This window comes from Symbioplanes lichenis, from assembly GCF_030709675.1.
In the GTDB taxonomy this organism is placed as follows: Bacteria; Actinomycetota; Actinomycetes; order Mycobacteriales; family Micromonosporaceae; genus Actinoplanes; species Actinoplanes lichenis.
On sequence record NZ_JAUZQD010000006.1, the window covers coordinates 312,214 to 337,312 of the forward strand.

Genomic DNA, 25,099 nt, shown 5'->3' on the forward strand with positions numbered 1-25,099 from the left:
GGCGGATCAGGCCAGGAACGGCAGCAGGACGACGGCGAGGATCACCGACAGCAGGCCGCCGAGGATCAGCAGGACGGCCCGGCGGGCGATCGGGCGGCGCTGGTGCATGCGGATCTCGCGCCGCTCGGGCTCCTCGAACATCGGGCTGTCGAGCAGCGCCGCCTCCGCCTCGGCGTTCTGCAGCATGGTCGCCGCGACGGTGACCAGCGCCGCCCCGAGCACCCAGGCGATCGAGTCCAGCACCGTCAGCGCGCTCAGCCCGCCGCCGTCGCCCACCGCCGACGAGGTGAGCAGGTTGATGCCGGTGCCCGCGAAGAGACCGGCGAGAAAGTTGAGCAGTCCGGGGGCGGGCAGCCGGGCGACCCAGCGGTCCCAGGTCGTCATCGGGGTCCCGCCTCGTCGTCGTACGACAGACCGCCGTTCCACCCCGTGCCGCACACCGTGTCGCCCAGCTCGACCAGCCGCTCGATCACCTCGATCGGCGTCCGCTCCCGCAGCTTCTCGCGCAGCTCGCGGCAGAGGGCGAGCTGCGCGGTGTACTGGTCGTAGGCGGCCTGCACCACCGGCATCCCGCCCGGAGCGGCCCGGCGCAGCACGGCCCGCCGCCGTTGCACCTGACCCTCCAGCTGCTCCTCGATCTGGCGGGTCACCTCACGCCAGTGGGTGACGGACGGGCGCAGCCGCATCCCGGCCGTCGCCGGCAGCCGTGGCTCGAGCCGCGCGGGACGCCGCTCGGCCGCCGCCGGGGCCGGCTCGACCAGGGCCGCGGCCTCCCGGCTCACCGCCACGCGGACCAGGGCGGCCAGCTGCGCCGCGGCGAAGGGCGCCCGGAGCGTGCCCTCGGGCAGCCCGAGGTCGCGCAGGCCACCGCGGAACTCCTCGTTGGCCCAGGACAGCAGGTTGAGCAGCCGGCCGTAGGACGACCGCCAGTCGTGCGCGCCGAGCAGGATCGCCTCCAGCGCCAGCGCGAGGTCGATCTCGCGGCCCGGGCGCGTCCACTCCCCCACCCGCGAGCGCAGCCACACCACCGCCTTGCCGACCTCCTCGCCGGCCGGGGCGCCCGCCCGCAGCAGCGCCACGACGCACATGGCCGTGGTGGCCTCGTCCCTGTTCCACGAGCCCGTGCCGCCCTTCCACCACTCGGCGTAGGCGCCGCCCTCGCGCACCGGGCGCACCAGCCAGTCGCAGGCGCGCCGCACCACGTCATGGGTGGCATAGGTCAGCCCCGCCCCGCACAGCCCCAGCACGACCCGGGCCGTCACCCACGGCACCCGGCGCGGATAGAAGTGCCCGTCCGGGGCGCAGTGGTGCTCGGCGGTGGCCAGCAGCGCGTCGAGCCGCCCGTCCGAGCGCTCGAGCGCCGACCCCTCGAAGCCCAGCAGCACGCCCAGCATCCAGGTGCTGTGGAAGCGGGCCTTGTCCACCCCGGTGCCGAGCAGCGACGCCGGCCAGCGCCCGCCCAGGAAGAGATCCTCGGCGATCATGTTGGCCTGGATGCGCTCGAAGTCGCCCTCTTCAAGGGTGGGTCCGCCGGTGGCGCGCGGCAGCTCGCCCGGGACGTCGTAGCTGAGCCGGCCCCGCACGAACTCCGCCACCCGCCGCCACTGCTCGGCGTGCCCGAGCTCCGCCAGCGCCTCCGCGGCGAAGACGGCGGCGCCCACGTTGTCGTCCCAGTCCGGGTTCGTGGCGCAGTAGCGGTCGAGCTGCTCCCCCAGCCGATAGAGCAGCTCCCAGCTGAAGGTGAGGTTCCGGCTGCCCTCGACCCGCGCGTGCCCGTCGCGGCCCGGGAAGCCCACGAGATCCAGCTGCTCGAGGGGCGCGCGCCCGGCATCGGCGCCGGCCATCTTCAGGTACGCCCAGATGAGCTCGCCCGGCGGCGCCCGCCCCGGCAGCCCGGCCTGCCCCGCGACCAGCGCGGTCGGCGTGACGCCGGCGCCGAGCCGGTAGTAGACCTTGCCGTCCACGGCCGTGAGATGGATCAGCTCGCGCTGTTGCAGCCGGTGCAGCTGCTCCGGATGGTAGCGGCGGTCGGCGACGGCCACGAGCGGCTGGATGCCGAAGAGTCCGAGACAGGCGAACCAGTACATGACCGCGGCGTCCTGACCCGGCATGGCGACCGGCTGGCGTACGGGCACCTGCTCGTAGAAGCCGTAGAGGGCCGGCATCGCCGCGACCGCGCTCGGGGTGTCCGTGGTCAGCAGCCGCAGGTCGAGGTCGAAGGCGTGCCGCAGCCGGCTGATGATCGTGCGGGTGTCCTGGAAGCCCGCCACCAGCGCCCGCCGGCTCACCACCACGAGGACGCGATCGTGCCGGGGCAGCCGGAGCAGCTCCCACACCACGGTCGGCGGGCTCTTCGCGCCGCTGCGCAGGTCGATCCAGACGGCGGCGCCACCCTCGGCCGCGAAGAGCCGGGCCGCCCGGGCGGCGCTGACGGCCTTGCCCGAGCCCTCGTCCCCGACCACCACGACGTCGAGCTTCGCGGCCAGGGCGGCGGTGATGCGGGCGGCCAGGTCGGCGCCGGCGGCATCGGGGGCGGCGGGGATCCGGGGCGGGGCGTGCGGGGCCAGGCCCAGCTGGTCCGCCGGGGGCAGCGGCCGGTCACGGGCGACGAACGCGTGCGCCACCAGGGCCAGCGGATCGGTCCCCCGGAACACCGCGGCCCGCAGGTCGGCGGCCGCCAGCACGAGCAGCACGGGCGGGCGGCCGGGCACGGTGACCCGCACCTCCAGGGCGCTCGTACCCCCGGCGAGTCCGCACTGGACCGTCAGCAGTGGCTCGGTGCCACCGAGGGCCTCGGCCTGCGCGGCGCGGATGTCCTCGCCGGCCGCGCGCAGCCACGCCGGCGACCCGGTCGCGCCGGGCCCGGCCCGGGCCGCCCTCTCCCACATCAGTCACTCCGCTCGGCGGCCACGCGACAGACGATGCGTAGATAGTCGCATCCGGCGAGCTCACCGGCCACCGACGCGGTTTCCGACCGGACGACCTCGAAGCCGTGCCGGCGCAGGAAGTCCAGCACCTGATCGGCCCCGCCCAGCTGGTCCGAGCTGCGCATCCGCTTGGCGTAGTGGTGGGCCGCGCTGAGCAGCTCGGTGAAGTCGATCCTCAACAGCCAGAACGAGTTCTTCGCCCGTTCGTAGAGCCGCATGCCGTACTCGGTGACCAGCGTCGCCCCGGCCGCCGCGCCCGCCTCCTCGTAGATCCGCACGGTCGTGACGACCTGCCCGCCCGGCCGCAGCAGCCGGCGCCAGTTCTCGACCACGGTTGCCGCGTCGTCGGAGGGGAACCGCGTCAGGAACGCGTCCGAGACGATCAGGTCGAAGGGCTCCTGCTCCTCCACGAACTGCTCGCCCGCGCGGACGAAGTCCACGTTGTGCGTGGTGATCTCCGTGCCGCGCCGGCGGGCGTACCACCGGTTGGCCAGCAGCGGGGTCAGGCAGACGTCGAGGACGTGCACGTCGGGCGCGACCCCGGGCCCGGCCGCGTTGAGCACGCAGGCCAGCATCCCGTAGTCGGCGGCGCCGGTGATCAGCACCCGCGGCTCCGCCCGGCCGCGCAGCTGCTCGCGCAGCACCTCCGAGTAGAAGCCGATGTGCCAGTTCGGGCTGCTCACCATGTCGAAGAGGCGCAGGTACTGCCAGATGCCGTGGTACCAGGCGCAGCTCACCGGGTCGACGTAGTGCCCGGTGCAGGCGACCCGCGCGAGCGAGTGCAGCATGTCGGCCGACTCCAGCAGCGGCTCCGCCAGGTGCGGCGGCCGGTGCGCCAGCGCGTGCCGGTTGGTCCACAGCTGCTGCCAGCGGTCGAGCGCCGCGCGGACGTCCTCGGGCCGCCGGCTGACCACCCACCCGGCCGGCCCGGTGTCGCCGTGCTCCTCGAAGACCACGACGTCCTCGTCGATGAGCCAGGTGTGCGTCATCGGCACCGGCGCGCGCGGGATCACCTCGAGGTGCAGCAGGTGCGCGTCGATGCGGCTGTCCCGGTCCAGGTCGCGCTCGCGCAGCACGGGCGTCATGTCCGGGTTGCCGTAGGGCACCAGATAGAGCCGGTGCACCCGGGCGCCCCGGGCCGCCCGCTGCCGCCACGCCATCAGCAGGAAGAGATCGGCGTCCTGCCACCCCGAGCAGGGCACGATCTGGCGGACGGTGCCGGCCCGGTCGGCCAGCACCCGGGCCAGGTCGGCGGCGGCGCCCTCGGGCAGCCGCACCACCTGGTCGTCGGTCCCGGTGACCCCGAGATAGTAGGAGCCGAGCGCCTCGCGCGCCGCGGTGAGCAGCTCCCCGGCCGCGTCCGCGGTCACGCTCACCCGGGGCTCGACGCGGTGACGACGGCGTGCCGGGTGCCCGGCTCGTGGTGGTCGGCCTCCAGCTTCCACCCGGCCGCGCTCACGATCCGGTGTACGTCCCCCAGGTCGAACCGCCGCGAGCGGAAGCACCGCACCGTGTGGCCCGCCGGCAGCTCCCGCTCCCCGGCCGGCACCGGCCCGAGCAGCCGCACCTCGCCGACCACCTGGTCACCGGCGGCGTCATAGACGATGGACAGATCGAGCAGCCGCCGCTCCACGCCCAGCGCCAGCAACGGCTCCAGGGCGGCGGCCTCGAAGACCTCGGTGAGATAGGGCGCCCGCACCGTGTCGGGATCGTCGGCCTGATCGCGCAGCGTGACGCCGAGGACGAGCCTGTCGCCGGCCCGGACGCTGTGCCGCAGGTGCTCCAGGGCGGTCACGGGGTCCTCGAGGTTGCCCAGCGTGTTGCCGAGGAACAGCACGGACAGCGGCGCCGCGTCCCCGGCCCGCCAGCCCTTGATCCGGTCGGTCGGCCCCTCTTCCACGTCCCAGAACCGCTTGTCGAAACCGGCCACGAGCAGATCCTCGCGCAGCCGCTGCGACGCCACGTCCAGGAGCGTCTCGCTGAAATCCAGGGCCAGATAGCGTACGCGGGGAAAGCCGGCCTCCCGCAGCAAGCGGAACACCTCCGCGGTGTGCCGGCCGTTGCCGGGCCCGACCTCGGCCAGGCGCACCGGGCCCGAACCGGGCTCCCGCAGCTCGCTCAGCGCCTGGCAGGCGAGGGCGCCGAGACCCGTGACCGACTGGTAGCCCTCGCCGCGGGCGAGCAGATCGTGGGTGAAGGCGGCGCTGCCGGCATAGGCGAACTTCAGCGGCAGCACACCGGACTGCAGACCTCGCACGACGGCGTCGTGATGGTCGGCCCGCTCGAAGAAGGACGGCGCTTTGGCCTCGGCGTCGGCGCCGACCATATCGTGCTCCATGTTTTGACCATCATGAGAGTCCGTGACGCAATGTCAAGCATATCCGCGCACGCAACGCCCCGGCCCTCCGACGTTCACTCTCAGTGCCCGGTACGACCGGCGCCCGCGGCCGGACCGGCGAGCCGCTGCGCCAGCCAGACGGGCACCACGGAGAGCACGATCAGCACGGCGGCGACGACGTTCACCACGGGCGCCTGGTTGGGGCGGAACAGATTGGTGAAGATCCAGATGGGCAGCGTCGTCACGCCCGGCCCGGCGGTGAACGTCGTCACGATGATCTCGTCGAAGGAGAGGGCGAAGGAGAGCAGCCCGCCCGCGAGCAGGGCCGAGCGCAGCAGCGGGAACGTCACGTACCGGAAGGTCTGCCACGGTTTGGCCCCCAGATCGGCCGACGCCTCCTCCAGGCTGGTCCCGGTGCGGCGCAGCCGGGCCAGCACGTTGTTGTAGATCGTCACCACGCAGAAGGTGGCATGCCCGACCACGACCGAGAACAGGCCCTTGCCGATGCCCAGCTCCCCCATGACCGAGCGCCACGCGCTGTCCAGGGCGATGCCGGTCACGATGCCGGGCAGGGCGATCGGCAGCACGATCAGCAGCGACAGGGTGTCCCGGCCGAAGAACGCGAACCGGTGCACCGCGAACGCGACGAGGCTGCCCAGCACCAGCGCAATCGCCGTGGCACCGAGCGCCGCCTGCACCGACGTGATCAACGCCTGCCGGGCGCCGTCGTTGGCCCAGGCGGCCGCCCACCAGCGGGTCGTGATATCGCGCGGCGGCCAGGCGAACGTCCGGTCCCCGTTGACCGAGTTGACCAGCACCAGCAGCAGCGGCACATAGATGAAGGCCAGCCCGAGGGCCATGACCACCCGCAACGTCAGCCTCACAGCTCCTCCAGCGCGCCGGAGCGGCGGACCGCCACCAGGTAGATCACCATGATGAGGACGGGGATCGTGGCCAGCGCGGCCGCGAACGGCAGATTGTTCGCGGCGCCCACGTTGGCATAGACCAGATTGCCGATCAGCTGCGTCTTCCCCCCGACGATCTGCACCGTGATGTAGTCACCGAGCGACAACGAGAACGTGAACACCGCCCCGGCCACTATCGACGGCACGATCAGCGGCACGGTGATCGCCCGGAACGTGCGCCACCCCCGCGCCCCGAGATCCGCCGACGCCTCGAGCACCGAGTCCGGCAGCCGCTCCAGCCCCGCATAGACCGGCAGAATCATGTAGGGCAGCCACAGGTACGCCAGCACGAGCACCACGGCCGGCAGCCCGTACCCCGGCCCCCGGCCCGGCCCGCCGAGCAGCGTGTCCAGCGGGCCGCCGTTGGCCAGCAGCACCCGCCACGCGTACGCCTTGACCAGATAGGACGCCCACAACGGCGTGAGCACCGCGATCACCAGCCACGGCCGCGCCCGCGCCGACGCCACCTTCGCCATGAAGTACGCCATCGGCAGCGCCAGCACCGCACACAGCACCGTGACCGCGGCCGCCACCCCGACCGACCGCAAGGTGACGGTGCGATAGACGTCCTCGCGCAGAATCGTCTCGAAGTTGCCCAGCGAGAACCGCTTGACCGTCGCCCCCGTGAACCCGTTCACCGTCCAGAACGCCGACACGAACAACGTGGCCAGCGCCCCGAGATAAGCCACCACCAACCACACCACCGGCGCGGCGAGCAGGGCGGCCAGCCGTACGCGCGGGCTCATCCTTTTATCGTCGTCCAGGCTTGGGTCCAGGCGGCGTAGTCCTTGCACTGGACGTCGGTGCGGCCGTCGACGCAGCGGGCGAGGGGGGTGGTCCAGAACCAGACCTGGTCGAAGTAGGCCTCGTCCTCGGCGTGGAACGTGGCGCAGTGGTTCTTGTCGGTGGTCTTGGCGCAGGCGAGCTTGTTGGCCGGGGCCTCGCCGAACCACTCGGCGACCGCCGCGTTGGCCTCCGGCGAGACGATGTGGTTCATCCACTGGTACGCACAGTTGGGGTGCTTGGCCTTCGCCGCCACCATCCACGTGTCGGACCAGCCGGTCGCGCCCTCGGTGGGCAGCACCGCCGCGACGGGGGCCTTGTCGGCCTGGGCGAGGTTGACGATGACCTGCCACGAGGTGCCGAGCACGGAGTTGCCCGCCTTGAAGGCCTGCACCTCCTTGGTGTAGTCCGACCAGTACTCGCCGATCGTCTCGTTCTGCTGCTTCAGCAGGTCGACGGCCGCCTGGAACTGCTTGTCGTCCAGTGCGTACGGGTTCTTGATGTTCAAGTCGGGCTTGGTCTTCATGAGGTAGAGCGCCGCGTCGGCGATGGAGATCGGCGAGTCGTACGCCGTGATCTTGCCCTGGTGGGGCGAGGCCGGGTCGAAGACGGCGCCCCAGGACGTGGGCGCGGGCTTGACGACATCCGTGCGGTACATGAGGACGTTGGCGCCGCGGCCGTGCGGGATGCCGTAGGGCTTGCCGCCGACGGAGTTCCACGGCTTCGCCTTGAGCCCGTCGAACACGTCCTTGTAGTGGGGCACGAGATCGGTGTTGACCGGCGCCACGTCCCCGCCGTAGATCAGCCGGAGCGACGCGTCGCCGGAGGCGGACACCACGTCGTAGTCGCCGGTCTTCATCAGCGTGACCATCTCGTCGGAGGTGGCCGCCACCTTGTTGGCCACCTGGCAGCCGGTCTCGCGCTCGAAGCCGGTGACCCAGTCGACCGTCTTGTCCGTCGAGCCGTCCTCGACGTACCCGGCCCAGGACACGACGTCGACCTGGCCCTCACCGGCGCCGAGCGTGCTCAGCGCGGCGATCTCCGGCGGGCCGTCGCCGGTCTCCTCGGTCGAGCTGTCACCGCACGCGGTCAGCGTCAGGACGCTCAGGGTCAACAGCGCGGTCATCCGTCGCAAGTGCATCGTTCTCGTCCTCTCCGGAAGGGATTTCGATCACGTGCTCGTCGGGCCAGGCGACCCCGGTTCGCTCGCCCTTGTGCACGGCGTCGCCTCCGCCACTGTTCTGCCGGGCCACGACGACCCGCGCGCCGGCGTCCAGGTCCACCACATAGCGGGTCGTCGCCCCGGCATAGATGACCTCGGCCACCGTGCCGGGGGCGCCGGCTTCCTTCAGGATCAACTTCTCCGGGCGTACGGAGAACGCGCCGGACCGGCCGAACAGGGCACGCGCCGCCGGGCCGGTGACGACGTTGGACGAGCCGACGAAGCCGGCCACGAAGGCGGTCGCCGGGTGCTCGTACACCTGCTGGGGTGACCCGCACTGCACGATGCGCCCCGCGTCGAAGACGGCCACCCGGTCGCTCATGGTCAGCGCCTCGTCCTGGTCGTGCGTCACGAACACGAAGGTGATGCCGACCTCCCGGTGCAACGCCTTCAGCTCGACCTGCATCTGCTCGCGCAGCCGCCGGTCGAGGGCGCCGAGCGGCTCGTCGAGCAGCAGCACGCGCGGCCGGTTGACGAGCGCCCGGGCGAGGGCCACCCGCTGCCGCTGCCCGCCGGACATGGCCCCCGGCCGGCGACCGCCGAATCCGGGGAGGCGCACCTGCTCGAGCGCCTCCTCGGCGCGGCGGCGGCGGTCGCGTTTCGGGACTTTGCGCACCTTGAGGCCGTACTCGATGTTCTCCAGGACGGTGAGGTGCGGGAAGAGCGCGTAGTCCTGGAAGACTGTGTTGACGTCCCGCCGGTGCGGCGCCAGCCCGGTGACGTTGCGCCCGCCCAGCGCGACCGTGCCGCCGGTGGGCTGCTCGAAGCCGGCGATCAGCCGCAGCACGGTGGTCTTGCCGGAGCCGGACGGCCCGAGCATCGCGAAGAACTCGCCGTCCGCGACGTCGAGATCGACCCCGGCCACCGCCTCGACCGCGCCGAACGACTTGCGCAACCCGGAGAGCCGGATCGCGGGGTGCGTGCCCATCCCGCTGTTCTAGCGGATCGTCCCTTTGCGGCGGTCTGTCCCCAATGGATCTTCGTCCCAGATGCGGATTCCGGCAAACCGCGCATCCGGAGTTGCCGCCGAGCGACGCCTGCCCGGTCTTCCCCGGCGAACGCTACGAGGACTGGAAGCTCGACGACCCCGCCGGCCGGGACCTCGACGCCGTCCGCCCGGTCCGCGACGAGATCCGCGACCGCGTCCAAACCCTGCTCAAGGACCTCCGGCCGGCCTGACCGCCCCGGGCGGGTGCGCCTCGTCCACGACGTCCGCCGTGATCGGGCCGTTGTGCCCCCGGGTAGGATGGCGGGCGTGAGTTTGTTCGCGGCGTTCTACTACCTGGTCGGGTTGCTGACCGGGGAGTCGCTCGCGACAACGGGTGCCGCGGTGGCCGTGCTCCTCATCGCGGTGGTCTCCGCCGCGGTGCTGGCGGCCTTTCTGCGCATGCCGCACCAGCAGCACAAGCCGGGCCTGGCCATGCGCAGCCGGGCCGCGCGCGCCCGCGTGCCCCGGCTGAGCGACCCCGACGCCGAGGGCCGCACCCGCCCGAGAGGACCCACCGGCCGCCCCGCGGCCGCGCTTTCCTGAGCGATCACGGCCGTTTCCGACTGTCATCCTTCCTCAGTCGCGAAAGGCTCTTCCATGAGTTTCGTCATGGCGGGTGTGTACTCGGCCATCTCGGCCATCCTGCTCTTCTGGCACGCCGCCTGGGACCTCGTCCTGGGCGCCGGCACCGCGCTGGGCACCAGCTGGACCTGGGTGCTCGGCATCGTCTTCCTGGTCCTGACTGTGCGCCTGGCGCTCTTCCCGGTCGTGATCCGCCAGGTCCAGTCGCAGCGCGCGATGCAGGCCCTGCAGCCGCGCCTCAAGGCCCTGCAGGCCCAGCACAAGGACGATCCGCAGGCCATGCAGCGCGAGCTCATGGCCCTCTACCAGGCCGAGAAGATCAACCCCTTGGCCAGCCTGTTGCCCATGCTCGTGCAGATCCCGGTCTTCCTCGGCCTCTTCCACGTGTTGCGCCACCTGCGGCCGAGCATCACCAGCGAGTCCGCCCGCACTCTGTACGGCTGGACCCTCACGCAGTTCGACAGCGCGGCCAACGCGAAGCTCTTCGGCGCGCCCCTCGCCGCTACCTTCCACACCAGCGGCGCCACCGTCCAGCTCGTCGCGGCGCTGCTGATCGCGGTGATGGTGGTCACCACCTATCTGTCGAGCCGGCAGATGATCCTCAAGACCGGCTGGGCCGAGGACCCGCAGCAGAAGATGATCCAGCGCCTGATGCTGTACGGCATCCCGGCCTCGCTGCTCGTCTCGGGTCTCCTCTTCCCGATCGGCGTCATCGTCTACTGGGTGACGCAGAACCTCTTCGCGCTCGGGCAGCAGACGTGGATCCTGCACAAGTATCCGATGCCGGTCACCGGGCCAGCAGCGCTGCCAGTTCCTTCGGGTGGGCCAGATGCGGGAAGTGACCGCCCGGCAGGACGGTGATCGTCGCTTCCGGCGGCAACCATTCCTGAGGGCCGGGGTCCGACGTCACGAAGTGGTAGCCGATGCCCCGGCCCAGCACGGTGGCCAGCTCGTCGCGTGAGGTGGCGTCCACGACGGCGTTCGGGTGGCGGAGGATCTCGTCCCAGTAGCCCAGCAGCTGATCCTGCCGGGGCACGCACGACTCGACCAGGTCGCGTGCCCCGGCGGGCAGCGCCTCGATCCCCATGCCGCCCAGCAGCCGGTCCCACACGTCGCGCCAGCCCGGGCCGCGCAGCACGGGCTCGACCCGGTGCAGCAGGTCGCCGAAGGCACCGAGCACCAGCGGCTGGTCCAGATTGAACACCTCACGCGCGGGGTAGCGGGCCGCATAGGCGGTCGCGAGCACGCCTCCCGCCGAGTGTCCGACCACGACCGGCGTGTCGAGACCGGCGGCGGTCACCGCGCGGTGCACCAGCTCGGCGAGCGTGGCGCGGCTGTGATCCGGCGGCTGCGGGGACTCACCGTGGCCGGGCAGGTCGAGGGCGAGCGCCTGACGCCCGGGGAGCTCGTCCAGCAGGGGACCCCACTGCCGCCGGTCGAAGGTCAGCCCGTGCAGGAGGACCAGCGGCGGGCGCGTGCCGGCCACCCCGGTCAAGGTCCCCGCCAGTACGTCGAAAGTCGTCATGCCCCGGACGGCGTACCACCGGACCGTACGAGTCGTTCGTGGCCGCCGTCACACCCGCCAGCGCACCGGACCGGGCTGATAGCGCAGCATCGCACCGGTCCGGACCGAGGCGCGCAGGTGCGCCCCGGCCAAGGGGGCGACCGCCTCGATCCGCTCGATCGCCGTCCGCACCGCCCGGGTCACGCTGACCCGCGCCCGCTCGGCCTCCGCGCTCGGCCGACGCCCCCGTCCGCCGAGTCCCGTGGCCCGCCGCAGCTCGTCCAGCAGCGCCGACCGCTCCGCCGTCAGCCGCGTGGCAGCGTCCGCGTCACCGGCCCGGTCCGCCGCCGCCAGCCCCGAGTCGAGCTCCGCCAGGCGCCGCCGGAACGCCGCCCGCCCCGCGTCGTCGAGCACCGGATCGGGCGCCCGGGTCCGCAGCCCGGCGCCCCCGGCGGCCAGGTCCAGCGCGGCGATCTCCTCGCCCGGGGCGGCCAGCAGCGCCCGCAGGTGGTGCAGGCCCACGCTGTCCCGGAGCCGCCCGGATTCGCTGCCCGCCGCCAGCCGCCAGTCGGCGCCCTGGAGGACCAGCACCCACTCGGAGCCGCCGAGGCCCAGGCGCCGCCGGATGTCCTGGGCGCGGGCCACGTCGCCGTCGCGGGCGCGGGCCTCCAGCGCCGAGGCCAGCCACGGCAACGCTCCGAGCCGTTCCGAGAGGGCGACGGCCCGGTCGAAGTGCTCCGCCGCCGCGGCGTGCTCGCCCGCGCGGGCGGCGAGACGGCCCAGATACTCGTCGACCGGGCCGGTGACCATGTTGGCGCCGCCCCACACGACGAGCCGTCCCGCGTACGGGCGCAACGCCGCCGACAACGACCGCACCGCGGCGCCGGACCCGCCGAGCGAGGCCACCAGCGCGAGGTCGGCGACCGCGCCGAGCCAGCGGGGGCCGCCGCCGGCCAGCACGGCGGGCAGCAGCCGGTCGAGCTCCAGCAGCGCCTCGTCGAGCCGCCCGGACACGGCCATCACCCGGGCCGCCGTCGCCTCGTAGAAATGTCCGGGCAGCCGCCGCGCCAGCGTCAGCAACGGCGCGATGTGCGGCTCGGCCGTGCCGCGCAGCAGGGCCAGCTGCCCGGTCAACGACGCGACGAGCCGGTCGGTGTCGGCCAGCCCGGCGCGACGGCCCTGCTCGGCGACCTCCGCGGTCAGCGCCTCGGCCCCGGCGAACCGGCCGCGCACGGTGGCCAGCACGGCCTGGCGGGCCCGGACGACCACGGCGGCGGACGGATCGCCGTCCAGCTCGCCCGCCCGGGCGTACGCGATCAGGGCCGCCTCGGCCGCATCCAGCTCGCCCTGCTCGACCAGCGCGATGAACCGCCAGAACAGCCCCTGCCGCTCCACCGCCGCGTCGCCCGCCGCCCGGGCGTACACGACGATCTCGGACGCGACCTCGAGCCGCTCCGCCGCCGCAGCCGGGTCCCAGAGCGCGTGCAGGCGGCCGTCGAGCACTTCCGCCGTCACACCCGGATCACCCACCGTACGGGCGAGAGCCACCGCCTCGTCGACGAGCTCGCGCCGCCGGGCCGCCGCGGACGGGTCCCCGAGCAGCTCGCGCGCCAGCCGGGCCAGCACCCGGGCCCGGGTCGCCGGAGGCATCGGGCGAGCGGCGGCCGACTCCAGCAGCCGGATCAGCGCCATGTCCAGCACGAGGAACTCGCCCGGCGGCGCGGTGCCGAGCGCCAGCTCGACCACCGGATCGCCCGGCCCGGACAACGTCGCCGCCAGCGCGAGAGCCCGCTCCCGCCAGCCGCCGGTGGCCAGCCACAGCGCGTGGATCGCGTCGCGCGTCAGATCGGGCAGGAGCGCGGCCAGCTCGGGCTCGGTCAGCGGACCCGTGTGCCGTCGCTCACCCTGGTCCCCGGACATCGTGTCCTATCGTGGCACGCGTGCTGGACCGTGGATCACTGGGCAAGTTCCTGCGGCGTCACCGGGAGGGGCTGACGCCCGAGCGGGCCGGGCTTCCCGCGCGGGAGCCGGGGCGCACGCCCGGGCTGCGCCGCGAGGAGGTGGCGGCGCTGGCCGCCGTGTCGGTCACCTATTACGAGCGGCTGGAGCAGGGGCGCGGACCCCGGCCCTCGGGAGCGGTGCTGGCGGCGATCGCGGGCGCGTTGCGGTTGTCCGGCGACGAGGAGGCGCACCTGTTCCGACTGGCCGGCCACGCGCCTCCGCCCCGGTCCGGCGCGCAGCCGGATCCGCTCGACCCCGGGCTCGCGTACCTGCTGAAGGCGGTCTCGGACACGACACCCGCGTTCGTGACCGACGAGCTGGGGACCGTGCTGGCCCAGAACTGGCTCAACGTGACCCTCTTCGGGCGCTTCGCCGGGCTGCCCGGGCTGGAGGCCAACCTCGTCTGGCACTGGTTCACGTCGCCGGCCTGGCGCGACAAGCTCGACCCGCCCGAAAACCAGGAACAGACCGGCTTCGCGTACGTGGCCGATCTGCGCGCCGTCCGCGCCCGCCAGCACCCCGACGGTCCGGCGGCCGCGCTCGTGGCGGCGCTGCACGCGGCCAGTGCGGAGTTTCGTGCGATGTGGCGGCAGCAGGCCGTGTCGATGCTGCACTGTTCCACGAAGGTGGTGCACGACGAGCGGGTCGGGCGCATCGACCTGGACTGCTCGATCGTGCTCGGTGCCGCCGGCCGTCAGCGGATGCTCATGCTGCAGCCGGTCCCGGGCACTCCGAGCGCCGAGCGCATCGCCGCGCTGGCCGCCCCGGTTCCTGCCCCAGTTGTTGACCCGCACAAACGGGACGTGGTTGATGATCGGAGTCCGGCCTAGCGTTCCGGGGCATGCGTACCGTCGTTCTTCTGCACGGCGCCTGGCACGGCGCCTGGTGCTGGACCCCGATCACCACCCGCCTGGCCGCCCGGGGCATCCCGTCCGTGGCCGTCGACCTGGAGGGCCACGGCCTGCTGGCGCGCCGGCCGGCCGACCCGGCGGGCCCCTCCCCGGTGGCGCACATCACCGCCTCCTCGGCGGCCGGCCTGCTGATCGACCAGCTCCGGGCCATCGGCGGCGGCGTGCCCTGCGTGGTCGTCGCGCACAGCATGGGCGGCGTCGTGGCGACCGCGGCGGCCGAGCGCGCGCCCGAGCTCTTCGACCACCTCGTCTACGTGGCGGCGCTGGCCCCGCTCAACAGTCACCCGACCGCCGGCTACCTGAGCCTGCCGGAGAGCGCCGGCGACCGGATCCCCGGGCTGCTGACCGCCGACCCGGCCGCCGTGGGTGCCCTGCGCGTCGACGGTACGGGCCCCGGCGTGCACGACGCGTTCTACGGCGACGTGGACCCCGGGGTCGCCGACGCCGCCCGTACCCTGCTCACGCCGGACTTCCCGTTCGGCATCGCCACCGAGACCGTCCTGGTGACCCCTGGCCGCTTCGGATCCGTCGCCCACAGTTACGTCGTGTGCGAGCAGGACTACGCCGTACGCCCGGCCCTGCAGCGCCGCCTGATCGACGAGCTGGACGCCGTCTCGGCCGCGCCGGCGAAGGTCTTCACGCTGGACTCGGCGCACTCGCCCTTCCTGTCCCGCCCCGGCGAGCTCACGGACGTCATCGCCTCGGTGTGGTGACCAGGGCCCTTGATCTTGTGACCAGGGCCCTTGTTGTAGTGACCAGGGAACAAATCGCCCGTCCGGCCGCGCTGCACCCAGGGTGATCATTTCGCTGCTGGACCGGTCCCGGACGCGCGCCGGCGAGCCGGAGCCCGCCGCGCTGCGAGGCACGGTCGCGCGCGCGGCGCGGGCCGAGAACCTCGGCTACCACCGGGTCTGGGTCGCCGAGCACCACGGCGTGCCGGGGATCGCGGGCGCGGCCCCGGCAGTGCTGCTCGCCGCGATCGCCGCGGCCACCAGGACCGTACGGATCGGCTCGGCCGGCGTGATGCTGCCCCATCACCAGCCGATCGTGGTCGCCGAGCAGTTCGCCACGGTGTCGGCCTTCGCGCCGGGCCGGGTCGACCTGGGGCTGGGCCGCTCGCCCGGCTTCACCCCGCCGGTGCGCCGGGCGCTGCGGCAGACCGACCGCGATTTCGCCGCCGATCTCACCGAACTCCGCGCCTTCCTCGACGGGACGGCGGAGGTCGGTCTGCACCCGCGCCCGGACGGCCCGCTTCCGATGTACGTGCTGGCCACCGGGAGTGGGCTCGCCATCGCGGCCGAGCTCGGGCTGCCCGTGATCGTGGGCGGCCCGCTGCTGCGGCCCGGCGGTGAACCGGCCCTGGCCGCCTATCGCCGCGACTTCCGGCCCTCCGCCCAGCAGCCGGAGCCGAGGGTCGCCGTCAGTCTCGACGTCCTGATCGCCGACACCGCCGAGGAGGCCGCCGACCTGCTGCTGCCCGAGGCGTGGGCGATGGCCCAGGCGCGGACGACCGGGGTCTTCCCGCCCCTCGAACCGGTGAGCGTGGTCCGGGCCGCCGCCCGCACCCCACGGCAACAGCAGTATCTGGAGCAGACGGCCGCCGCGGCGATCACCGGCACCCCGGCGCAGGTGGAGCGGCGGATCGCCGAGCTGCTCGACCGTACGGGTGCGGCCGAGCTCGTCGCCGCCGGCAGCACCTTCGACCGGGATGCCCTGGCCGCCTCGGACGCCGCCCTGGCGAGCCTCGTCGGCGGCAAGCCGGAGCAAGATCACGCGATCCCGTAGAAGGACGTCGTCGCCAGCGGCCCGTCGTCCAGCTCGAAGGTGAGCTCGTTGCGCACGGCCACCACGCCGGGCACCTGACGGACCTGACGTTCGAGCGACGCGGCCGCCGACCAGCGGACGACCTGACCACGCAGGGTCACGAGCCCGTCGGCGACCTCGGCGTGGGCGGTGTCCGCGTACGGGTGCAGGGGGCCCGTGCGTACGTCGGCCAGGATGTCGTCGTCCGCGCGCAGGTGCACCTTCAGCAGGTCGCCGCGGGTGACGATGCCGACCAGGCGATCCTCCTCGTCGACCACCGGCAGGCGCTTGACGTGCTCGGCGTCCAGCCGGCGGGCCGCGGCGGCCACGGTGCTGCCCGCGCGGATCACCACCGCGGGCGCGGTCATCAGCCCGGCCGCCGTGGTGGCGACCGCCTTGGCCCGCTCGCCCCGGCGCCTGCGGCCCTCGAACAGGCGAGGCTCGTCGGCACCGGCGTACTCGATCTTGCGCAGCAGATCCGTCTCGGACACGATGCCCGTGACCCGCTGCCCGTCGTCCACCACCGGCACCGCGCTGAACCGGCGGCCCACCAGCAGATCGACCAGCTCCCGGTACGTCGCGGCGCCGGGCACCGCGACGACCGCCTTCGTCATGACGTCGTCCACCGACCAGGTCCTCATGACAGCACCTCCCTGAGGTCACCTCCGACGCTACGAGCGCGGGCGGGCGCTGCGCAGAGGCGAGGGGAACCGGCGACCGGGACCTTCGGCCCTGACCGGCGTAACGTCCGGTCCAGGCGCAGGGGCTGTCGTGCGGAGGTGCTGCCATGTTCCGGACCGATGTTGTCGACGACCTCGAGGCGGAGCAGGACCAGCTGGAGGCGGTGCTGGCCGGGCTGCCCGCCGACGCCTGGCTCCGGCCGTCGGCGGCGCAGGGCTGGACGGTCACCGACGTGGTGCTGCACCTGGCGCAGACCGAGGAGGCCGTGACCGCGGCGCTGGGCGGGCCGCGGGCGGTCGACTGGCTCAGCTACGGCACCACTGTGGAGAGTGCGATGGCCGTCATGGTCGACATCGAGCGGGCGGCGCCGGACGCGGTGTTCGCGCGGTGGCGGTCCGCGCGGCGGTCGTCCGTACGGGCGCTGCGGTCCGCCGACCCGGACCGGCCGGTGCCGTGGGTCACCACCGCCCTCAAGCCGCGCACGCTGGCCACGACCCGCCTGGCCGAGCACTGGGCGCACGCGCTGGACATCACCGGGCCCGCCGGCCTCGCCTATCCGGACACGGCCCGGCTGCGGCACGTCGCCTGGCTCGGCTGGAACACGCTGCCCTACGCCTTCCGGACGGCCGGGCTCACCCCCGTCCCGATCCACTGCGATCTGACCGGGCCGGACGGCACCCCGTGGCAGTACGGCGATCCGGCCGCGGAGTCGACGATCAGCGGGCCGGCGGCCGCCTTCTGCCGGGTGGGCGCCCGCCGCCTCGACCCGGCCGCATCCGGCCTGCTGACCCGCGGCCCCCACGCCACCGAGGCGTTGCGACTGCTCCGGAACTTCGCCGTGTAGGAGCGGTCAGGCCGGCCGGAGGTCCTTGAGCAGGGCTTGGACGCGGTCGCGGATCTCGTCGCGGATCGGGCGGACGGCGTCGAGGTTCTGGCCGGCGGGGTCGTCGAGCTTCCAGTCCTCGTAGCGTTTGCCGGGGAAGACCGGGCAGGCGTCGCCGCAGCCCATGGTGACGATGACGTCGGATTCCTCGGCGGCGTCCCAGGTCAGCTTGGCCGGGGTCCGGTCGGTGATGTCGATGCCGGCCTCGGCCATGGCCTGGACCGCGGCCGGGTTGATGCGGTCGGCGGGCTCGGAGCCGGCGGAGCGGACCTCGACGGTGTCGCCGGCGAGGTGGCGCAGCCAGCCGGCGGCCATCTGGGAGCGGCCGGCGTTGTGCACGCAGACGAACAGCACGGTGGGCTTGGTGTCGCTCATGACGTCGCTTCCTCCGCGTCCGGGGTGAGCAGGGTGGCCAGCCGGCGCATCAGGCCGGGGCGGGCCCGGTAGTAGACCCAGCTGGCGCGACGCTCGGCGTCGACCAGGCCGGCTGCGCGCAGGGTCTTGAGGTGGTGGGAGATGGTCGACCCGGACACCTGGAAGGAGGGGGTCAGGTCGCAGACGCAGATCTCGCCGCCGGGGGCGGAGGCGATCATCGACATCAGTTCGAGCCGGACCGGGTCGCCGAGGGCCTTGAACGCGGCGGCCAGATCGGCCGCGGTGCCGGGCTCGAGGCGTTGCTGCGACATCGGCGGGCAGCACTGCTGGGCTGCGGCGGGGTCGGGAGCAGCGAGGGTGAGGGCGGCCGGTTTCGACATGCGTCGAGCTTGACATGTATCGAAACCGCGAGCAAGCTCGGTTTCGACGGTTATCGAAACCGAAGGAGCTGCCATGACTGACAACACCGTTTCGACAGTGACCGACATCGGCGGCGGATCTTGTTGCGGGACTCCGGCTGCCGCCAGTGGTCTCGGCGTCGGCGACGGGGAGGCGATCCGTGAGCAGGTTCGTGCCCGCTACGCCGACGCGGCGACCCGCGCCACCGAGGGTGCCCAGTGCGGCACCGACGGGCTCTACGGCGACGCCGAGCAGGGCGAGCTGCCCGAGGCGGCGCTGCGGGCCAGCCTCGGCTGCGGTAACCCGCTGCGGGTCGCGGACCTGAACCCGGGCGAGACCGTTCTCGACCTCGGCTCGGGCGGCGGCATCGACGTCCTGCTGTCGGCCCGCCGGGTCGGGCCCACCGGCAAGGCGTACGGGCTGGACATGACCGACGAAATGCTGGAGCTGGCCCGCCGCAACGCCGCCGAGGCCGGCGCCACCAACGTGGAGTTCCATCAGGGTCACATCGAGGACATCCCGCTGCCGGACGCCTCGGTCGACGTGATCATCTCCAACTGCGTGATCAACCTGTCCGCCGACAAGCCGTCGGTCTTCGCCGAGATGCACCGGGTGCTGCGCCCGGGCGGCCGGATCGGCATCTCCGACGTGGTCGCCGAGGATCACCTGACTCCGGAGCAACGCGGCGTGGTCGGTGACTGGTCGGCCTGCATCGCCGGGGCCCTGTCCCGCACCGAATACCTGGACGGGCTCACCGCGGCCGGGTTCACCGACATCAGCGTCGAGTTCACCGGCGCCTACGCCGAGAGCATGCACGCCGCGATCATCCGCGCCCGCCGGCCCTGACTGTCGCCCGGCGAGAACTCCTGATGCGCGTTTGCCGGCATTCACGTTTCCGCGCAACGATCGGTGGGCCTGGGCCGACCACCGCAGGCGCCGCATCGAGGAGGTTCTGAGGTGACGCATCCGGGCGAGCCGCACGACACCGCCGTGTCGAGCCGGTTGAACTGGCTGCGCGCGGGGGTGCTGGGCGCCAACGACGGCATCGTGTCCACCGCCGGGCTGGTCGTCGGGGTGGCCGGCGCCACCACGGCCACCGGGCCCGTCCTGACCGCCGGCGTCGCCGGCCTCGTGGCGGGCGCGGTGTCCATGGCGCTGGGCGAGTACGTGTCGGTCAGCAGCCAGCGCGACACCGAGCGGGCCCTGCTGGACAAGGAGCGGGCCGAACTGGCTCAGTTCCCGGAGCAGGAGTTCGAGGAACTGGTCGCACTCCATCGGGCGAAGGGGCTCAGCGAAGCGACCGCACGGCAGGTGGCCCGGGAGCTCACCGACAAGGACGCCTTCGCCGCCCACGCCGACATAGAGCTGCGCCTGGATCCCGGCGAGCTGGCCAATCCGTGGCAGGCCGCCGTCGCGTCCGCGATCGCCTTCACCGCCGGGTCAGTTCTGCCGCTGGTGGCGATGCTGGCACCGCCACCGAGTACGCGGGTCGCGGTCACCGCCGTCGTGGTCCTGGCGACGCTGGCCACAACCGGCTGGCTCAGTGCTCGTCTCGGCGGCGCCCCGCCCGGTCGCGCCGTGGTGCGGCTGATGGCGGGCGGCGCTCTGGGCATGGCCGTCACCTACGGCGTGGGATCTCTGGTCGGCACCGCCGCCGGGTGAGATCGGTACCGGCGACCGGGGGCATGTCCAGCACCGCGGTCTCGCTTCCGGCGGGCGTCGATCGTCTTCGGCCTCGACAATCTGCCGGTGCTGACGGGTTGAGCCCTCGGCCCGTCATCGATCGCGCAGCGCGCGCTGCAGCTCGGCCTTCGTCATGGTCGAGCGGCCCGCGATGCCCCGGCGCTTGGCCTCGGCGTAGAGCTGTTCCTTGGACGCGTCGTCGCGGGGCTTGTCCGAGGACTTGCGGGCGGGGCTGGGCTTGCCGAGCTCGTGCCAGCTCGACTCCGACAGCTCGACGCCGAACTTCTTCGCGGCCCGCTTGATCCGCTGGAACGCCTCGTCGCGCTCCTTGTCACTCACGTCACGCACCTGGTCGAAGCGGGCGATCGCGTTGCGCACGTGCCGGGCGTCGTTCAAGGGCTCCTTGCGTACGCGCGGGAAGGCGAAGGTGCTGTCGGACATCTCGTCGCGCTCAGCCGCACTAAGCTGGTGCTGCGTCTTCGTGGCCATGTCAACTGGCTACCCGGCGCCGGGGCCTGTCACTCCTCCGGCCCGTGAGTCATGCCTCCGGCCAGCGTTTCCTCCCCCCGGGGCCCGGCGGGCGAGTCATCCCTCCGGACCGGCGGGTGGGTCATGCCTCCGGCCGGCGTTTCCTCCCCCGGGGCCCGGCGGGCGAGTCATCCCTCCGGCCCGGCGGGTGGGTCATGCCTCCGGCCCGGCGGGTGGGTCATGCCTCCGGCAGGCGGGGCGGGCCGCCGACCATCACGTGATAGCCGGCGTCGACGGGCAGCCAGGCGCCGGTGAGCGCGGCCGTGCGCTCGTCGAGCAGCAGGTCGATGACCGCGGCGACGTCGTCAGGCTCGACCATGCGGCCCAGCGCCGAGTGCCCCGCGAGATGGCGGGCCATCCCGGGCAGCATGAAACGATCACTCGCCTCCGTGCGCACGGCCCCCGGCGCGACCGTGTTGACGGTGACCCCGAACTCGCCCGCCTCGGCCGCCACCTGCTGGGCGAAGGAGTTGAGCGCCGCCTTGGACACAGCATGGCTTATCTGCTGCTTCCCGGTCCACTCGGCGGACATGCTCGACACGTAGACGATCCGGCCCGAGCCCTGCTCACGCATGGCGGCGAGGACTTCCTGCGTGACGAAGAACGCACCGCCGAGCTCGGCGCCGACTTTGCCGATCAGGTCCTCCCAGGTGGTCTCGGCCAGGGTGGCCCGGGTCGGCTGGCGCACGTTGGCGTTGGCGACCAGGGCGTCGATCCGGCCGTGGCGCTCGAGGATGTCGTCGACCAGGGCTCGTACCTGATCGGGGTCGCAGACGTCAGCGCACGCGGTGCCGGCCGTGCCTCCCGCGGCCTCGACCGCCGCCACCACGGCCCGCGCCGACTCGGCGTCGCGCCGATAGTTGACGACGACGTGGTAGCCGCGCCGGCCCAGGACCCGGGCGGTGGCCGCGCCGATCCCCCGCCCGGCCCCCGTCACCAGGGCGACCCGCTGGTTGTCCGCCATGCCTCTCGTACCCCCTGCTGTACCTCAGACTGGGTAGTCAGCTGGATCGATCTCAAGCCGTCCGATCCGTAGCGTTTCTGGTGCGCGCACCGACCACCTCGCTACCGAAAGGACCGACCGTGCCCAGCCATGATGACCATGCCGTCCGGGTCGAGCAACTCACCCGGGTCTACGGCAGCGGCCCGCGCGCCGTCACCGCCCTCGACGGTGTCGACGCCGCGTTCGCCACCGGCACGTTCACCGCCGTGATGGGGCCCTCGGGCTCCGGCAAGAGCACGCTGCTGCAGACCGCCGCGGGGCTCGACCGCCCCACCTCCGGGCGGGTCTGGGTCGGCGGCACCGAGCTGTCGCGGCTCTCCGAGACCAAGCTCACCATGCTGCGCCGCGAGCGCATCGGCTTCATCTTCCAGGCGTTCAACCTGGTCGGCGCGCTGACCGTCCGGGAAAACATCGTGCTGCCGGCCGAGCTGGGCAAGTCCCGCGTGGACCAGGCGTGGCTCGACCACGTGGTGGCCCGTGTCGGGCTCGGTGACCGGCTGCACCACCGGCCGGCGGCGCTGTCCGGCGGCCAGCAGCAGCGGGTGGCCATCGCCCGGGCGCTGGTCACGCGGCCCGACGTGTTCTTCGCCGACGAGCCGACCGGGGCGCTCGACTCCCGCACGGCCGCGGAGGTGCTGGCGCTGCTGCGGGCGGTGGTCGACGAGCACGGCCAGACGGTGGTCATGGTCACGCACGACCCGGTCGCGGCGTCCTATGCGGACCGGGTCCTGGTCCTCGCGGACGGTCGCATCGTGACCGACACCCCGCAGCCGGGCACCGCGCACATCGCGGAGCTGCTGACCTCCCTCGACCGGCGGCGCGAGCCGGCCGTGGCCGGGATCGAGCGCGGCTTCGTCGCCAACGGCGCCGGCCACGGCGCGGACGGGCGGGCCGTGCGATGACCCGCCTCGCCGCGCGCATGCTGCGCCACCGCCCCGGCTCCACCGTCGCCACGCTGCTGGCCCTCGCGATCGGCGCACTGGTGCTCACCGCGATGGGCATGCTGGTGGAGTCCGGCGTGCGCTATCACGGCGCGCCCTACCGCTACGCCGCCGCGGACCTGGTCGTCGCCCACCGGGACCTGACCGTCACCGGCAAGGACATCGACGGCGAGAAGGTGACCACCACGGTTCCGCTGTCCGAGGGCGGCACGGTCGGCGACGACCTCGCCGGCAAGCTGCGCGACGTGCCGGGCGTCACGGCTGCCGTCGCGGATCGCACCCTTCCGGTCGTCGCCGCGGCCGCCGCCGGCATTCCGCTGGCCGGTCATGGCTGGGGCAGTGCTTCCCTGATGCCGTACGCCATGGTGGCGGGCGGGAAGCCGGCCGCCGACAACGAGGTGGTGGTCGACAACCGGCTGGCCGCCGCGGCTGGGTTCCGCCCCGGGCAGACGATCGAGCTGCTCGTCGACGGCACGGCCCATCGCTACGAGGTCAGCGGCGTCGCCGAGGGTGCGCACAGTTCCGGCACCCGGCCGGCCGCGGTGTTCTTCACCGACCGGGCGGCAGCCGCGATCGACCCGCGTCCCGGCCGGGCCGACGCCGTCGGGGTGTTCCTCGCCCCGGGCGCCGACCGGCAGGCGGTAACCGCGATCGCCGCGGAGGCCGGCGCCCGTGTCTATGCCGGCGACGACCGCGGGCAGGCCGAGGAGTCCGCCGAGGGCCCAATGCGCAACCTGCTCATCCAGATCGGCGGCACCTTCGGGGGGTACGTCGTCCTGCTGGTCGTCTTCGTCGTGGCCGGCACGGTCGGGCTGTCCGTCCGGCACCGCCGCCGCGACCTGGCCCTGCTGCGGGCCGTCGCCGCCACTCCCCGCCAGGTGCGCGGCATGGTGACGGCGGAGGCGGCGCTGCTCGGCTTGGCCGGCGCGGTGCTGGGCATCCCCGCCGGGCTGCTCGCCGCGCGCTGGGTCCACGGTGAGCTGGTGGACCGGGGGTTCCTCAGCGCGACGTTCCCGATGGTGCCCGGGCTGGTGTCCGCGGCGGCGGTGCTGCTGCTGACCGTGCTGGTCGCCGTGGCGGCCGCGCTGCTGGCGGTGCGCCGGATCAGCCGCATCCGCCCGGTCGAGGCGCTGGGCGAGATCGCGGTCGAGCCGGCCCGGGGCGGCAAGGTGCGCCTGTGGTTCGGCCTGCTCTGCCTGGCCGGGGCCGTCGCCTCCAGCACCGTCACCGTCGCCATGACCGGGGAGGCGGCGCTGGCCGGGGCGCTCGGCATGCTCTACCTCTTCGTCGCCGGGATCGCGCTGCTCGCACCGTGGGTCAACGAGGCGGCCGCCCGGCTCCTGAGCCCCCTGTTCCGCCGGGTGTGGGGCGCGAGCGGGCACCTGGCCGCGGCCAACCTGCGGGCCAACGCGAAGGGCGGCGCCACGGTGCTCACCGCGCTGGTGCTGGCCGTGGGCTTCGGCGGCTCGGTGTGGTTCCTGCAGGACAACATCCAGCGGGCCACCGTGGCGCAGAGCCGCGACGGCCTGATCGCCGACCGGATCGTCACCTCCCCGGCCGGGCTGCCGTCGGGCACGACCGCCAAGCTGCGCGAGCTGCCCGGCGTCGAGGGCGTGACCGGGCTGCGGCCGACGTCCGCGGTGGTGCGGATCATGGGCGGCGAGGCGGAGTCCGTGGGGGCGCTGGCCCTCGACCCGGTGGACGCCGCCCGCACCTTGGACCTCAAGGTGAGCGAGGGCGACCTGGCGGCCCTCGACCGCACGAGCCTGGCCGTGTCGAGCATCCGGGCCGGCATGCAGGGCTGGCACGCCGGCGACCAAATCGAGCTGTGGCTCGGCGACGGGACACCGGCCACGCTGACGGTCGCCGCCGTCTACGAGCGGGGGCTCGGCTTCGGCGACCTGATCCTGCACCACGACACGGTGGCCGGGCACACGGCCGGCACCGCGGACAGCGAGGTGCTGGTCAAGCTGGCGCCGGGGGCGACGCCCGACCTGACCGCAGCTCTGACCGCCGGCGCCGCGAACGCCAGCGGCCGTGGCAGCGACAACGACAGCGGCAACGGCAACGGCAGCAGCAGTGCCAGCGGCGCGGGCCAGCCGACGCTCGTGGCGGTGGGCGACGCTGCTGGGCGCACGGGGCAGCTGGCTGAGGATCTCGCCCTCAGCGCCTGGCTCAACAAGCTCCTCGTCGGCGTGATGGTGGGCTACGCCGCCCTGGCCGCCGCCAACACGATGGTCATGGCCGCCCTGGCCCGCCGGCGCGAACTGGCGCTGCTCCGCATCGTCGGCGTCACCGGCCGGCAGGCGCGCCGCATGGTCAACGCCGAGCAGACCGGGCTGCTCGGGGTGGCGCTGCTGCTCGGCGGGGCCATCGCCGCGGTCACCCTGACGGCGGTGGTGCACGCGCTGACCGGCAGCCTGCTGCCCTGGGTGCCGCCGCTGGGCGGGGCAGCGATCCTGGCCGGCGCGACCCTGCTGGCCCTGGGCACGACGATCCTGCCGGTCCGCCACCTCCTGCGCGTGCCCCCGATCGAGCACCTGGGCCTCAAGGAGTGACCCGCGCGCCCTTAGGTCCCCCCG

25 protein-coding genes and 1 pseudogene are annotated in these 25,099 nt (G+C 73.5%); 11 read left to right on the plus strand and 15 right to left on the minus strand.

The features are described 5' to 3' along the window. Positions 1-6: 6 nt before the first annotated feature. The 8 genes from RAN62_RS16785 to RAN62_RS16820 all read right to left on the minus strand — a co-directional run bounded on the left by RAN62_RS16785 (position 7) and on the right by RAN62_RS16820 (position 9,163). The gene (locus tag RAN62_RS16785; RefSeq protein WP_305785590.1) at positions 7-384 is read right to left on the minus strand and encodes a hypothetical protein; all 378 of its coding nucleotides are present in this window, start codon (positions 382-384) and stop codon (positions 7-9) included. Next, positions 381-2,888: a prenyltransferase/squalene oxidase repeat-containing protein gene (locus RAN62_RS16790; RefSeq protein ID WP_305785591.1), complete on the minus strand. Its 2,508-nt coding sequence runs from the start codon at positions 2,886-2,888 to the stop codon at positions 381-383. The genes RAN62_RS16785 and RAN62_RS16790 overlap by 4 nt, the downstream gene beginning before the upstream one ends. Next, positions 2,888-4,303 carry a class I SAM-dependent methyltransferase gene (locus RAN62_RS16795; protein WP_305785592.1) on the minus strand — a complete coding sequence of 472 codons (1,416 nt, stop codon included), beginning with the start codon at positions 4,301-4,303 and terminating at the stop codon, positions 2,888-2,890. Before RAN62_RS16795 ends, RAN62_RS16790 begins: the two co-directional genes overlap by 1 nt. Next, entirely contained in the window at positions 4,300-5,265 is a 966-nt protein-coding gene (locus tag RAN62_RS16800) for an L-histidine N(alpha)-methyltransferase (protein WP_305785593.1), read from the minus strand. Before RAN62_RS16800 ends, RAN62_RS16795 begins: the two co-directional genes overlap by 4 nt. An 80-nt stretch (positions 5,266-5,345) precedes the next feature. Continuing rightward, complete coding sequence (locus RAN62_RS16805) at positions 5,346-6,149, minus strand: ABC transporter permease (protein ID WP_305785594.1); 804 nt, start codon at positions 6,147-6,149, stop codon at positions 5,346-5,348. Beyond that, complete coding sequence (locus RAN62_RS16810) at positions 6,146-6,976, minus strand: ABC transporter permease (RefSeq protein ID WP_305785595.1); 831 nt, start codon at positions 6,974-6,976, stop codon at positions 6,146-6,148. Before RAN62_RS16810 ends, RAN62_RS16805 begins: the two co-directional genes overlap by 4 nt. Next, on the minus strand, positions 6,973-8,139 hold the full coding sequence (locus RAN62_RS16815) for an ABC transporter substrate-binding protein (RefSeq protein ID WP_305785596.1): 1,167 nt from the start codon (positions 8,137-8,139) through the stop codon (positions 6,973-6,975). Before RAN62_RS16815 ends, RAN62_RS16810 begins: the two co-directional genes overlap by 4 nt. Further along, complete coding sequence (locus tag RAN62_RS16820; RefSeq protein ID WP_305785597.1) at positions 8,090-9,163, minus strand: ABC transporter ATP-binding protein; 1,074 nt, start codon at positions 9,161-9,163, stop codon at positions 8,090-8,092. The genes RAN62_RS16815 and RAN62_RS16820 overlap by 50 nt, the downstream gene beginning before the upstream one ends. A gap of 104 nt (positions 9,164-9,267) precedes the next feature. Here RAN62_RS16820 and RAN62_RS16825 point away from each other — a divergent pair. From RAN62_RS16825 to yidC, 3 genes and pseudogenes are all read left to right on the plus strand, one after another. Next, positions 9,268-9,414 (plus strand): annotated as a pseudogene (locus RAN62_RS16825) (phosphatase); the annotation flags it as partial. A 76-nt stretch (positions 9,415-9,490) separates the two neighbouring features. Beyond that, complete coding sequence (locus RAN62_RS16830) at positions 9,491-9,766, plus strand: DUF6412 domain-containing protein (protein ID WP_438874512.1); 276 nt, start codon at positions 9,491-9,493, stop codon at positions 9,764-9,766. Positions 9,767-9,820: 54 nt separating this feature from the next. Then, positions 9,821-10,666, plus strand: coding sequence for a membrane protein insertase YidC (gene yidC, locus RAN62_RS16835; RefSeq protein ID WP_369077170.1), 846 nt, complete (start codon positions 9,821-9,823; stop codon positions 10,664-10,666). Here the strand turns inward: yidC and RAN62_RS16840 are convergent. Further along, on the minus strand, positions 10,593-11,330 hold the full coding sequence (locus RAN62_RS16840; protein ID WP_305785598.1) for an alpha/beta fold hydrolase: 738 nt from the start codon (positions 11,328-11,330) through the stop codon (positions 10,593-10,595). The genes yidC and RAN62_RS16840 overlap by 74 nt on opposite strands. A 48-nt stretch (positions 11,331-11,378) precedes the next feature. Next, positions 11,379-13,229 carry an ATP-binding protein gene (locus tag RAN62_RS16845; protein ID WP_305785599.1) on the minus strand — a complete coding sequence of 617 codons (1,851 nt, stop codon included), beginning with the start codon at positions 13,227-13,229 and terminating at the stop codon, positions 11,379-11,381. A 20-nt stretch (positions 13,230-13,249) separates the two neighbouring features. Between RAN62_RS16845 and RAN62_RS16850 the strand changes: the two genes are divergently transcribed. The 3 genes from RAN62_RS16850 (at position 13,250) to RAN62_RS16860 (ending at position 16,006) form a co-directional block, all read left to right on the plus strand. Beyond that, positions 13,250-14,140, plus strand: a complete 891-nt coding sequence (locus RAN62_RS16850) for a helix-turn-helix transcriptional regulator (RefSeq protein ID WP_305785600.1) — start codon at positions 13,250-13,252, stop codon at positions 14,138-14,140. 11 nt (positions 14,141-14,151) lie between these two features. After that, the gene (locus RAN62_RS16855) at positions 14,152-14,934 is read left to right on the plus strand and encodes an alpha/beta fold hydrolase (protein ID WP_305785601.1); all 783 of its coding nucleotides are present in this window, start codon (positions 14,152-14,154) and stop codon (positions 14,932-14,934) included. 82 nt (positions 14,935-15,016) lie between these two features. Then, positions 15,017-16,006: an MsnO8 family LLM class oxidoreductase gene (locus RAN62_RS16860; RefSeq protein ID WP_305785602.1), complete on the plus strand. Its 990-nt coding sequence runs from the start codon at positions 15,017-15,019 to the stop codon at positions 16,004-16,006. Here the strand turns inward: RAN62_RS16860 and RAN62_RS16865 are convergent. Further along, on the minus strand, positions 15,991-16,665 hold the full coding sequence (locus tag RAN62_RS16865) for a CBS domain-containing protein (RefSeq protein WP_305785603.1): 675 nt from the start codon (positions 16,663-16,665) through the stop codon (positions 15,991-15,993). The two genes, RAN62_RS16860 and RAN62_RS16865, sit on opposite strands and share 16 nt — an antisense overlap. A 146-nt stretch (positions 16,666-16,811) precedes the next feature. Between RAN62_RS16865 and RAN62_RS16870 the strand changes: the two genes are divergently transcribed. Next, entirely contained in the window at positions 16,812-17,549 is a 738-nt protein-coding gene (locus RAN62_RS16870; RefSeq protein WP_305785604.1) for a maleylpyruvate isomerase family mycothiol-dependent enzyme, read from the plus strand. Positions 17,550-17,555: 6 nt separating this feature from the next. Here the strand turns inward: RAN62_RS16870 and RAN62_RS16875 are convergent, their stop codons facing one another. Both RAN62_RS16875 and RAN62_RS16880 read right to left on the minus strand, forming a co-directional pair. Further along, entirely contained in the window at positions 17,556-17,963 is a 408-nt protein-coding gene (locus RAN62_RS16875; RefSeq protein ID WP_305785605.1) for an arsenate reductase ArsC, read from the minus strand. Beyond that, complete coding sequence (locus RAN62_RS16880) at positions 17,960-18,343, minus strand: ArsR/SmtB family transcription factor (protein WP_305785606.1); 384 nt, start codon at positions 18,341-18,343, stop codon at positions 17,960-17,962. Before RAN62_RS16880 ends, RAN62_RS16875 begins: the two co-directional genes overlap by 4 nt. Before the next feature lie 73 nt (positions 18,344-18,416). On the opposite strand from RAN62_RS16880, the gene arsM reads away from it, so the two are divergent. Both arsM and RAN62_RS16890 read left to right on the plus strand, forming a co-directional pair. Then, positions 18,417-19,208 (plus strand): arsenite methyltransferase, encoded by a 792-nt coding sequence (arsM, locus tag RAN62_RS16885; protein ID WP_305785607.1) that lies wholly within the window; start codon positions 18,417-18,419, stop codon positions 19,206-19,208. 111 nt (positions 19,209-19,319) lie between these two features. After that, positions 19,320-20,024 (plus strand): VIT1/CCC1 transporter family protein, encoded by a 705-nt coding sequence (locus tag RAN62_RS16890; RefSeq protein ID WP_305785608.1) that lies wholly within the window; start codon positions 19,320-19,322, stop codon positions 20,022-20,024. A gap of 114 nt (positions 20,025-20,138) precedes the next feature. Here the strand turns inward: RAN62_RS16890 and RAN62_RS16895 are convergent, their stop codons facing one another. Then, complete coding sequence (locus RAN62_RS16895) at positions 20,139-20,534, minus strand: DUF6582 domain-containing protein (RefSeq protein WP_305785609.1); 396 nt, start codon at positions 20,532-20,534, stop codon at positions 20,139-20,141. 217 nt (positions 20,535-20,751) lie between these two features. Beyond that, positions 20,752-21,537: an SDR family NAD(P)-dependent oxidoreductase gene (locus tag RAN62_RS16900; protein WP_305785610.1), complete on the minus strand. Its 786-nt coding sequence runs from the start codon at positions 21,535-21,537 to the stop codon at positions 20,752-20,754. A gap of 119 nt (positions 21,538-21,656) precedes the next feature. Between RAN62_RS16900 and RAN62_RS16905 the strand changes: the two genes are divergently transcribed. Continuing rightward, a complete protein-coding gene (locus tag RAN62_RS16905) occupies positions 21,657-22,478 on the plus strand; it encodes an ABC transporter ATP-binding protein (protein WP_305785611.1) in 822 nt (273 codons plus the stop codon). Then, positions 22,475-25,075 (plus strand): ABC transporter permease, encoded by a 2,601-nt coding sequence (locus RAN62_RS16910; protein WP_305785612.1) that lies wholly within the window; start codon positions 22,475-22,477, stop codon positions 25,073-25,075. Before RAN62_RS16905 ends, RAN62_RS16910 begins: the two co-directional genes overlap by 4 nt. Positions 25,076-25,099 lie beyond the last annotated feature (24 nt).

What these genes read in the sequence shown, in the direction of transcription:
- RAN62_RS16820 (WP_305785597.1), bottom strand. Translation starts at nt 9,163, where the DNA reads ATGGGCACGCACCCCGCGATCCGGCTCTCCGGGTTGCGCAAGTCGTTC.
- RAN62_RS16910 (WP_305785612.1), top strand. Translation starts at nt 22,475, where the DNA reads ATGACCCGCCTCGCCGCGCGCATGCTGCGCCACCGCCCCGGCTCCACC.
- RAN62_RS16900 (WP_305785610.1), bottom strand. Translation starts at nt 21,537, where the DNA reads ATGGCGGACAACCAGCGGGTCGCCCTGGTGACGGGGGCCGGGCGGGGG.
- RAN62_RS16875 (WP_305785605.1), bottom strand. Translation starts at nt 17,963, where the DNA reads ATGAGCGACACCAAGCCCACCGTGCTGTTCGTCTGCGTGCACAACGCC.
- RAN62_RS16815 (WP_305785596.1), bottom strand. Translation starts at nt 8,139, where the DNA reads ATGACCGCGCTGTTGACCCTGAGCGTCCTGACGCTGACCGCGTGCGGT.
- yidC (WP_369077170.1), top strand. Translation starts at nt 9,821, where the DNA reads ATGAGTTTCGTCATGGCGGGTGTGTACTCGGCCATCTCGGCCATCCTG.
- RAN62_RS16800 (WP_305785593.1), bottom strand. Translation starts at nt 5,265, where the DNA reads ATGGAGCACGATATGGTCGGCGCCGACGCCGAGGCCAAAGCGCCGTCC.
- RAN62_RS16845 (WP_305785599.1), bottom strand. Translation starts at nt 13,229, where the DNA reads ATGTCCGGGGACCAGGGTGAGCGACGGCACACGGGTCCGCTGACCGAG.
- RAN62_RS16840 (WP_305785598.1), bottom strand. Translation starts at nt 11,330, where the DNA reads ATGACGACTTTCGACGTACTGGCGGGGACCTTGACCGGGGTGGCCGGC.
- RAN62_RS16810 (WP_305785595.1), bottom strand. Translation starts at nt 6,976, where the DNA reads ATGAGCCCGCGCGTACGGCTGGCCGCCCTGCTCGCCGCGCCGGTGGTG.
- RAN62_RS16790 (WP_305785591.1), bottom strand. Translation starts at nt 2,888, where the DNA reads ATGTGGGAGAGGGCGGCCCGGGCCGGGCCCGGCGCGACCGGGTCGCCG.
- RAN62_RS16870 (WP_305785604.1), top strand. Translation starts at nt 16,812, where the DNA reads ATGTTCCGGACCGATGTTGTCGACGACCTCGAGGCGGAGCAGGACCAG.
- RAN62_RS16865 (WP_305785603.1), bottom strand. Translation starts at nt 16,665, where the DNA reads ATGAGGACCTGGTCGGTGGACGACGTCATGACGAAGGCGGTCGTCGCG.
- RAN62_RS16880 (WP_305785606.1), bottom strand. Translation starts at nt 18,343, where the DNA reads ATGTCGAAACCGGCCGCCCTCACCCTCGCTGCTCCCGACCCCGCCGCA.
- RAN62_RS16855 (WP_305785601.1), top strand. Translation starts at nt 14,152, where the DNA reads ATGCGTACCGTCGTTCTTCTGCACGGCGCCTGGCACGGCGCCTGGTGC.
- RAN62_RS16895 (WP_305785609.1), bottom strand. Translation starts at nt 20,534, where the DNA reads ATGGCCACGAAGACGCAGCACCAGCTTAGTGCGGCTGAGCGCGACGAG.
- arsM (WP_305785607.1), top strand. Translation starts at nt 18,417, where the DNA reads ATGACTGACAACACCGTTTCGACAGTGACCGACATCGGCGGCGGATCT.
- RAN62_RS16785 (WP_305785590.1), bottom strand. Translation starts at nt 384, where the DNA reads ATGACGACCTGGGACCGCTGGGTCGCCCGGCTGCCCGCCCCCGGACTG.